Here is a 5,644-nt window from a genome sequence, read left to right as displayed (position 1 = left end):
TTCCGCCGTCGCCGCCGCCTGCGCGCGCCTGCGGCGGGGGTCGTAGGCGAAGCCGGTGCCGACCAGCGCCAGGTCCAGCCGGTCCGCCGCGGAAACGCTCAACCGCACGCCGTCGCAGTGCGCACCGGCGCCCTCTGCCGCGCTCCACACGCGCCCGGACACCGGCTCCACGACCGCTCCCGCCACCGAACGGCCGTCGATTTGGGCGGCCAGGGACACCGCGTACCAGGGGAAGCCGTACAGGTAGTTGACGGTGCCGTCGATCGGGTCGACGACCCAGCGCAGGCCTTCCAGCGCGGCCGCGCCGCCTTCCTCCTCGCCGAGGACCGACTCACCCGGCCGCAGTTCGGCGAGCCGGTCCCGCACCAGTCGCTCGGCTGCGCGGTCCGCGGCGGTCACGACGTCGGTTTCGGTGCTCTTGGTGTGCACCGCGGCGCCGGTCACCGACTCGTCGCGGATGCTGCGCGCCAGCTCGGCGGCCTCTTCTGCGACCTGCACCGCGGCGGTGCGCAGAGTTTCGGTATGCACGTTGGCTGTCAATCCCACATTCACATCGCAACACAGCGCGGTTAAGGTCTGCACACCTTGGTCTGAATCGAATAGGAAGGATCGGGCATGGGCACTGCCCGCGGTTTCGGCGTGGACGTCGGCGGGTCCGGCATCAAAGGATGTCCGGTGGACATCGACGGTGGGGTGCTGGCCGAAGAGCGTATGCGGATTCCCACGCCGCACCCTTCGACACCGGAGGCGGTCGCGGACGCGGTCGCCGAGATCGTCGAGAAGTTCGGCTGGAGCGGGCCCGTCGGGGTCACGCTGCCCTGCGTGGTCAAGCAGGGCACCGCGCACACCGCCGCGAACATCGACAAGAGCTGGATCGGCACCGACGCGCAGGGGTTGTTCGCCGAGCGGCTGGGCCAGGACCGGTCGGAGGTGGTCGTGCTCAACGACGCCGACGCCGCCGGGCTGGCCGAGATGCGCTCCGGTGCGGGCGCAGGCGCTTCCGGCCTGGTGGTGGTGCTGACCTTCGGCACCGGCATCGGCAGCGCGATGTTCGTGGACGGCAAGCTGGTGCCGAACACCGAGTTCGGGCACATCGAGGTCGACGGGCACGACGCGGAGAAGCAGGCGGCCGCGTCGGTCAAGGACGACCTCGACCTGTCCTACCCGGAGTGGGCGCCGCGGGTGAGCCGCTACATCCAGGCGCTGGAATCCTTCCTGTGGCCGGACCTGATCATCGCGGGCGGCGGGGTCAGCAAGAAGCAGCACAAGTGGCTGCCGCTGCTGGAGACCCGGACCCCGATCGTGCCGGCCTCGCTGAAGAACGACGCCGGGATCGTGGGCGCCGCCGCGGCGGCCGCGGCGGGCGCCGGGAACTGAGCCGCACGGCCGACCGGGGCGATGCGGCGGCATTTCCCCGGTGCGCCATTCGCCGGACCCGGCGAGCGCCGTATTTGCGCTGCGACGGGACGGATCTCCACCTTGCAGCGGAACCGCACTCGGCGAGCGCAGTTACAATGGAACACGGCCAACCTGATCCGGGGCCTCCGATCCGGTGCCGAGCAGGCGTTTCGCCGGCATCGATGCCGCTTCGGAAGTTCCGGTGGGTGGGTTGTTCCCCGACCTCTGGCGGCCGAGGTTTCGCGTCCTCCGGCCTGCTCTGATCGACCGTCGCGAAAGGGCGTACGTGGCAGCCGCAGAAACCGCAACCCGACGCTCCAGCTCCGCTGCAACCGCCGGCGGTGCTCAGTCCCCGTCGGCCCAGTCCGGATCCCAGCCCCAGGCAGAGACCGCCGCGCAGGAAACGGCCGAGCAGGCCGGAACCGACGCGGGCCAGGACTCGTCCGCCAAGAGCGCGGCGGGCACCAAGTCGGCGGGCCGCAAGACCGCCACCAAGTCGGCGGCCAAGAAGGGCACCAAGTCCGCCTCGGCCAAGACCGCGAAGTCCGCGGCCAAGACCGACGCGGCTGGCACCGCGGGCAAGGCCGAGGGCCTGGAGATCGACGAACCGATCGAAACCGACCTGACCTCCCCGGACGTGGGCGATCTCGCCGACGTCGAAGTGGAGATCCCGGAGGAGCCGACCGTCCCGGAGGACGAGGACGGCAAGCCGGACTCCGACTTCGTGTGGGACGAGGAGGAATCCGAGGCGCTGCGGCAGGCGCGCAAGGACGCCGAGCTGACCGCCTCGGCCGACTCGGTGCGCGCCTACCTCAAGCAGATCGGCAAGGTGGCGCTGCTCAACGCCGAGGAGGAGGTCGAACTCGCCAAGCGCATCGAGGCCGGCCTCTACGGCGCCGAGCGGCTGCGCCAGGCCGAGGAAGCCGAGGAGAAGCTCGCCTTCCAGATGAAGCGCGACCTGCGCTGGATCGTCCGGGACGGTGAGCGGGCCAAGAACCACCTGCTGGAGGCGAACCTCCGCCTGGTGGTCAGCCTCGCCAAGCGCTACACCGGCCGCGGCATGGCGTTCCTGGACCTGATCCAGGAGGGCAACCTCGGGCTCATCCGCGCGGTGGAGAAGTTCGACTACACCAAGGGCTACAAGTTCTCCACCTACGCGACCTGGTGGATCCGCCAGGCCATCACCCGCGCGATGGCCGACCAGGCCCGCACCATCCGCATCCCGGTGCACATGGTCGAGGTCATCAACAAGCTGGGCCGCATCCAGCGCGAGCTGCTGCAGGACCTGGGCCGCGAGCCCACGCCCGAGGAGCTCGCCAAGGAAATGGACACCACCCCGGAGAAGGTGCTGGAGATCCAGCAGTACGCCCGGGAGCCCATTTCGCTGGACCAGACGATCGGCGACGAGGGCGACAGCCAGCTCGGCGACTTCATCGAGGACTCCGAGGCGGTCGTCGCGGTCGACGCCGTGTCGTTCACGCTGCTGCAGGACCAGCTGCAGTCGGTGCTGGCGACGCTGTCCGAGCGGGAGGCGGGCGTGGTGCGGCTGCGCTTCGGCCTCACCGACGGCCAGCCGCGCACGTTGGACGAGATCGGCCAGGTCTACGGCGTGACCCGGGAACGCATCCGGCAGATCGAGTCCAAGACGATGTCGAAGCTGCGGCACCCGTCGCGTTCGCAGGTGCTGCGCGACTACCTGGACTGAGCCGCATCAGCTCCGCGGGCGCCCGGTCGGTTTCTCCGGCCGGGCGCCTTTTCGCATCGGCCCACGAAAGGTGGAACACACGGAGCCGCTCCGCGCGGCAAGATCCCCTTCCGTGAGTCGAACTGGGGGCACGCGAGCGGACGGTGTGCTGTCCACCCGGACCATTCTCTGGTGGGCGGGCGGTCTGGGGCTGCTGGCGATCACGTCGCTGACCGTGCTGTGGTTCGTGCTGCGCGGCTCGGTCCAGCAAGCGGCGGTGCAGGTCAACATCATCCGCACCGCGTTCAGCATCGTCGTGGGCGGTGGCGGTGCGGCCGGGTTGCTGCTGACCGCGCGGCGGCAGCGCGCCACCGAGCTCGATCTGGTGCAGCGCGACCACGACGCCACCGAGACGCGGGTGACGGAGCTTTACGGCAAGGCCGCCGACCAGCTCGGCAGCGACCAGGCTCCCGTGCGGTTGGCGGGCGTGTTCGCGCTGGAGCGGCTCGGGCAGAACCACGCGGAGCACCGCCAGACGATCGTCGACCTGCTCTGCGCCTACCTGCGGATGCCCTTCGACCAGACCGGGGCGGATCCGGTGCAGGAGCAGGAGGTCCGCGAGACCGCGCAGGGCGTGCTGACTTCGCACCTGCGCGACGAGGACGACGAGGCGCTGTTCTGGACCGGCATCCGGCTGAACCTGGCGGGCGCGACGTTGAGCACCTTCACGTTCACCCGTTGCCGCGTGCAGACGGCCACCTTCGCCGGAGCCCGGTTCGTGGGGCCCGCCGTCTTCCGCGGCTGCACCTTCGAGCGGCAGGGCGATTTCCGGTCCGTGCGCTTCACCGGCCTCGCCGATTTCCGCCGGGTCTCGTTCGACGGGGAGGGGGCGAACTTCCGCGGGGCGACGTTCGAGGCCGAGGTCGACTTCGGCACGCACACCTCGGCCGCGCTCACCGGTGCGACCACGCGGGCGGTGCACAACGGCACGCGGCGCAAGTGGCCCGCGGACTGGGCCGAGGAGCCGGACCCGGAGCGGCCGGACTGGGCCCGGCTCGTACATTCGGGTTAGCGATCTACCGAGCGCCCGGAAAGCACTGGCAGACTCGCCCTTTCCTGCGGCACAGCGTGTTGCCGCGGCGAACCGGGTTGGAGACGGACCATGAAGACCTTTCACCCAAATCGCCTCATGGCGGGCATCTCTTGCTCTGTGCGGGGACGCCGGGTGAACGCTGCGGTCCACAGCTGCGGTTCACGCGAAACTCCACGCGACTAGGCGGTCACGTGGCCGCGAGACCGGCCACGGACCCGAGCGCGCACCCGGCGAACTTCCGCGACAGCGTCGCAAGATCAGGTCGAAATCCGTTTCGCCTGCCATGCGGAGTTCGCTGCGGCTTGGTGGTCGCGCGCCGCCCGGTCGGCGAGGCGGTCGCCGATCATCCGACGCCGCGGGTTCCTCGCCTCCTCCTTCATCGCCCCCTCCTTCATCGCGCAGCGCCGCATGGCGTTCGACGATCGCTGCGCGAGCGCGATCTTTCCGCGAGTCCCGCGCCGGGTCGGCGCGATCACCGGTGATTCACCGCACATTCGCAGATCGGTTTTCTCGCGTTCCAGGACGCCGCCTTAGTTCGCTTGCAGCAGAACGCCGGACGGGATGGGGCGCCCTCGCGCACCGCGCGCACCCACGGATCACCTCGCGGCGCAACGCGAGCCGACGCGTTTTCCCTGGCCAGGCGACCGAAACCGGCCCTGGACGTGCGATTGCCACGCTGCGCTACCGGGACTGCGGCAAGCGGGTACTTCGACGTGACGACGCTCAACCCCCGGCGCGGGAACACTGACGTACGGCTGTGCGTCTGCAAGAGTGGAGCCAGCGAGCACCGGCCCCGCCGCCAGTGGGCCACCGGTGGTCGCAGCAGGATCGAGGGCGCCGGGGAATTCCGGCGCCGGGACGGAGGGAGATCACGATGCCTGGAACGCTCACCCGCCCCGAGCTGACCGCCGCCGACCGCTGCGACCGCTGCGGGGCCGCTGCGAAGCTTCGCGCCGTACTTCCATCCGGCGGGGAGCTGCTGTTCTGCGGGCACCACGGCCGGGAGTTCGAACCGCGTCTGAAGGAGATGGACGCCGAACTCCAGCAGGACGAGCAGTAACGCGAACCTCGACACGAAGGCCCCCGGTGGTTTTCCACCGGGGGCCTTCGAATTTCCAGGGGGGTCAGCCCAGTTCGGCCAGGGCGTCGAGCAGGCGCTGCACGTCGCTTTCCGAGGTGTAGTGGCACAGACTGGCCCGCACCGCACCTTCCGGCCCGAGCCCGAGCTGCGGCAGGGCTTCCCATGCGTAGGAATGCCCGTGCGAGACGTTCACGCCGCGCTCGCCCAGGTGCGTGGCCACGGCCTCCGGCGTGTGGCCGTCGACGCTGAACAGGGCCAGCGGCGTGCACTGCCCCTGCGGCGCTCCGATGCGGGTGACGTGCGGCAGCTGCGCCACCCCTGCGAACAGCGCGGCGGCGAGGTTCTCCTCATGGGCCAGGACCGCCTTGCGGGCGGCCGCGAGCCGTTC

Annotated in this window: 7 protein-coding genes; 4 read left to right on the top strand and 3 right to left on the bottom strand. The window is 70.4% G+C overall.

Annotation, left to right across the window (positions count from 1 at the left end; all coding sequences use genetic code 11):
* The coding region (locus tag IJH84_RS19750) for an inositol monophosphatase family protein (RefSeq protein WP_295147324.1) at window positions 1-528 on the bottom strand (528 nt) is incomplete at its 3' end.
* Window positions 529-615: 87 nt separating this feature from the next.
* Here IJH84_RS19750 and ppgK point away from each other — a divergent pair.
* From ppgK to IJH84_RS19735, 3 genes are all read left to right on the top strand, one after another.
* The gene (gene ppgK, locus IJH84_RS19745) at window positions 616-1,377 is read left to right on the top strand and encodes a polyphosphate--glucose phosphotransferase (RefSeq protein WP_200071283.1); all 762 of its coding nucleotides are present in this window, start codon (window positions 616-618) and stop codon (window positions 1,375-1,377) included.
* A 280-nt stretch (window positions 1,378-1,657) separates the two neighbouring features.
* On the top strand, window positions 1,658-3,103 hold the full coding sequence (locus IJH84_RS19740) for an RNA polymerase sigma factor (protein WP_295147333.1): 1,446 nt from the start codon (window positions 1,658-1,660) through the stop codon (window positions 3,101-3,103).
* A 112-nt stretch (window positions 3,104-3,215) separates the two neighbouring features.
* Complete coding sequence (locus tag IJH84_RS19735) at window positions 3,216-4,154, top strand: pentapeptide repeat-containing protein (RefSeq protein WP_295147320.1); 939 nt, start codon at window positions 3,216-3,218, stop codon at window positions 4,152-4,154.
* Window positions 4,155-4,432: 278 nt separating this feature from the next.
* Here IJH84_RS19735 and IJH84_RS19730 read toward each other — a convergent pair whose 3' ends face one another.
* On the bottom strand, window positions 4,433-4,651 hold the full coding sequence (locus IJH84_RS19730; protein ID WP_295147317.1) for a hypothetical protein: 219 nt from the start codon (window positions 4,649-4,651) through the stop codon (window positions 4,433-4,435).
* A 398-nt stretch (window positions 4,652-5,049) separates the two neighbouring features.
* Between IJH84_RS19730 and IJH84_RS19725 the strand changes: the two genes are divergently transcribed.
* Complete coding sequence (locus IJH84_RS19725) at window positions 5,050-5,235, top strand: hypothetical protein (RefSeq protein ID WP_200071280.1); 186 nt, start codon at window positions 5,050-5,052, stop codon at window positions 5,233-5,235.
* A gap of 64 nt (window positions 5,236-5,299) precedes the next feature.
* Here IJH84_RS19725 and IJH84_RS19720 read toward each other — a convergent pair.
* Window positions 5,300-5,644: aminotransferase class V-fold PLP-dependent enzyme (locus IJH84_RS19720; protein WP_295147313.1), on the bottom strand; the 345-nt coding region annotated here is incomplete at its 5' end.

Origin of the sequence: Saccharopolyspora sp. (genome assembly GCF_017434145.1) — a bacterium.
Classification (GTDB): domain Bacteria; phylum Actinomycetota; class Actinomycetes; order Mycobacteriales; family Pseudonocardiaceae; genus Saccharopolyspora_C; species Saccharopolyspora_C galaxeae.
Note: the sequence above shows the minus strand (reverse complement) of the source record. Positions and strands in the feature narration are given on the sequence as shown.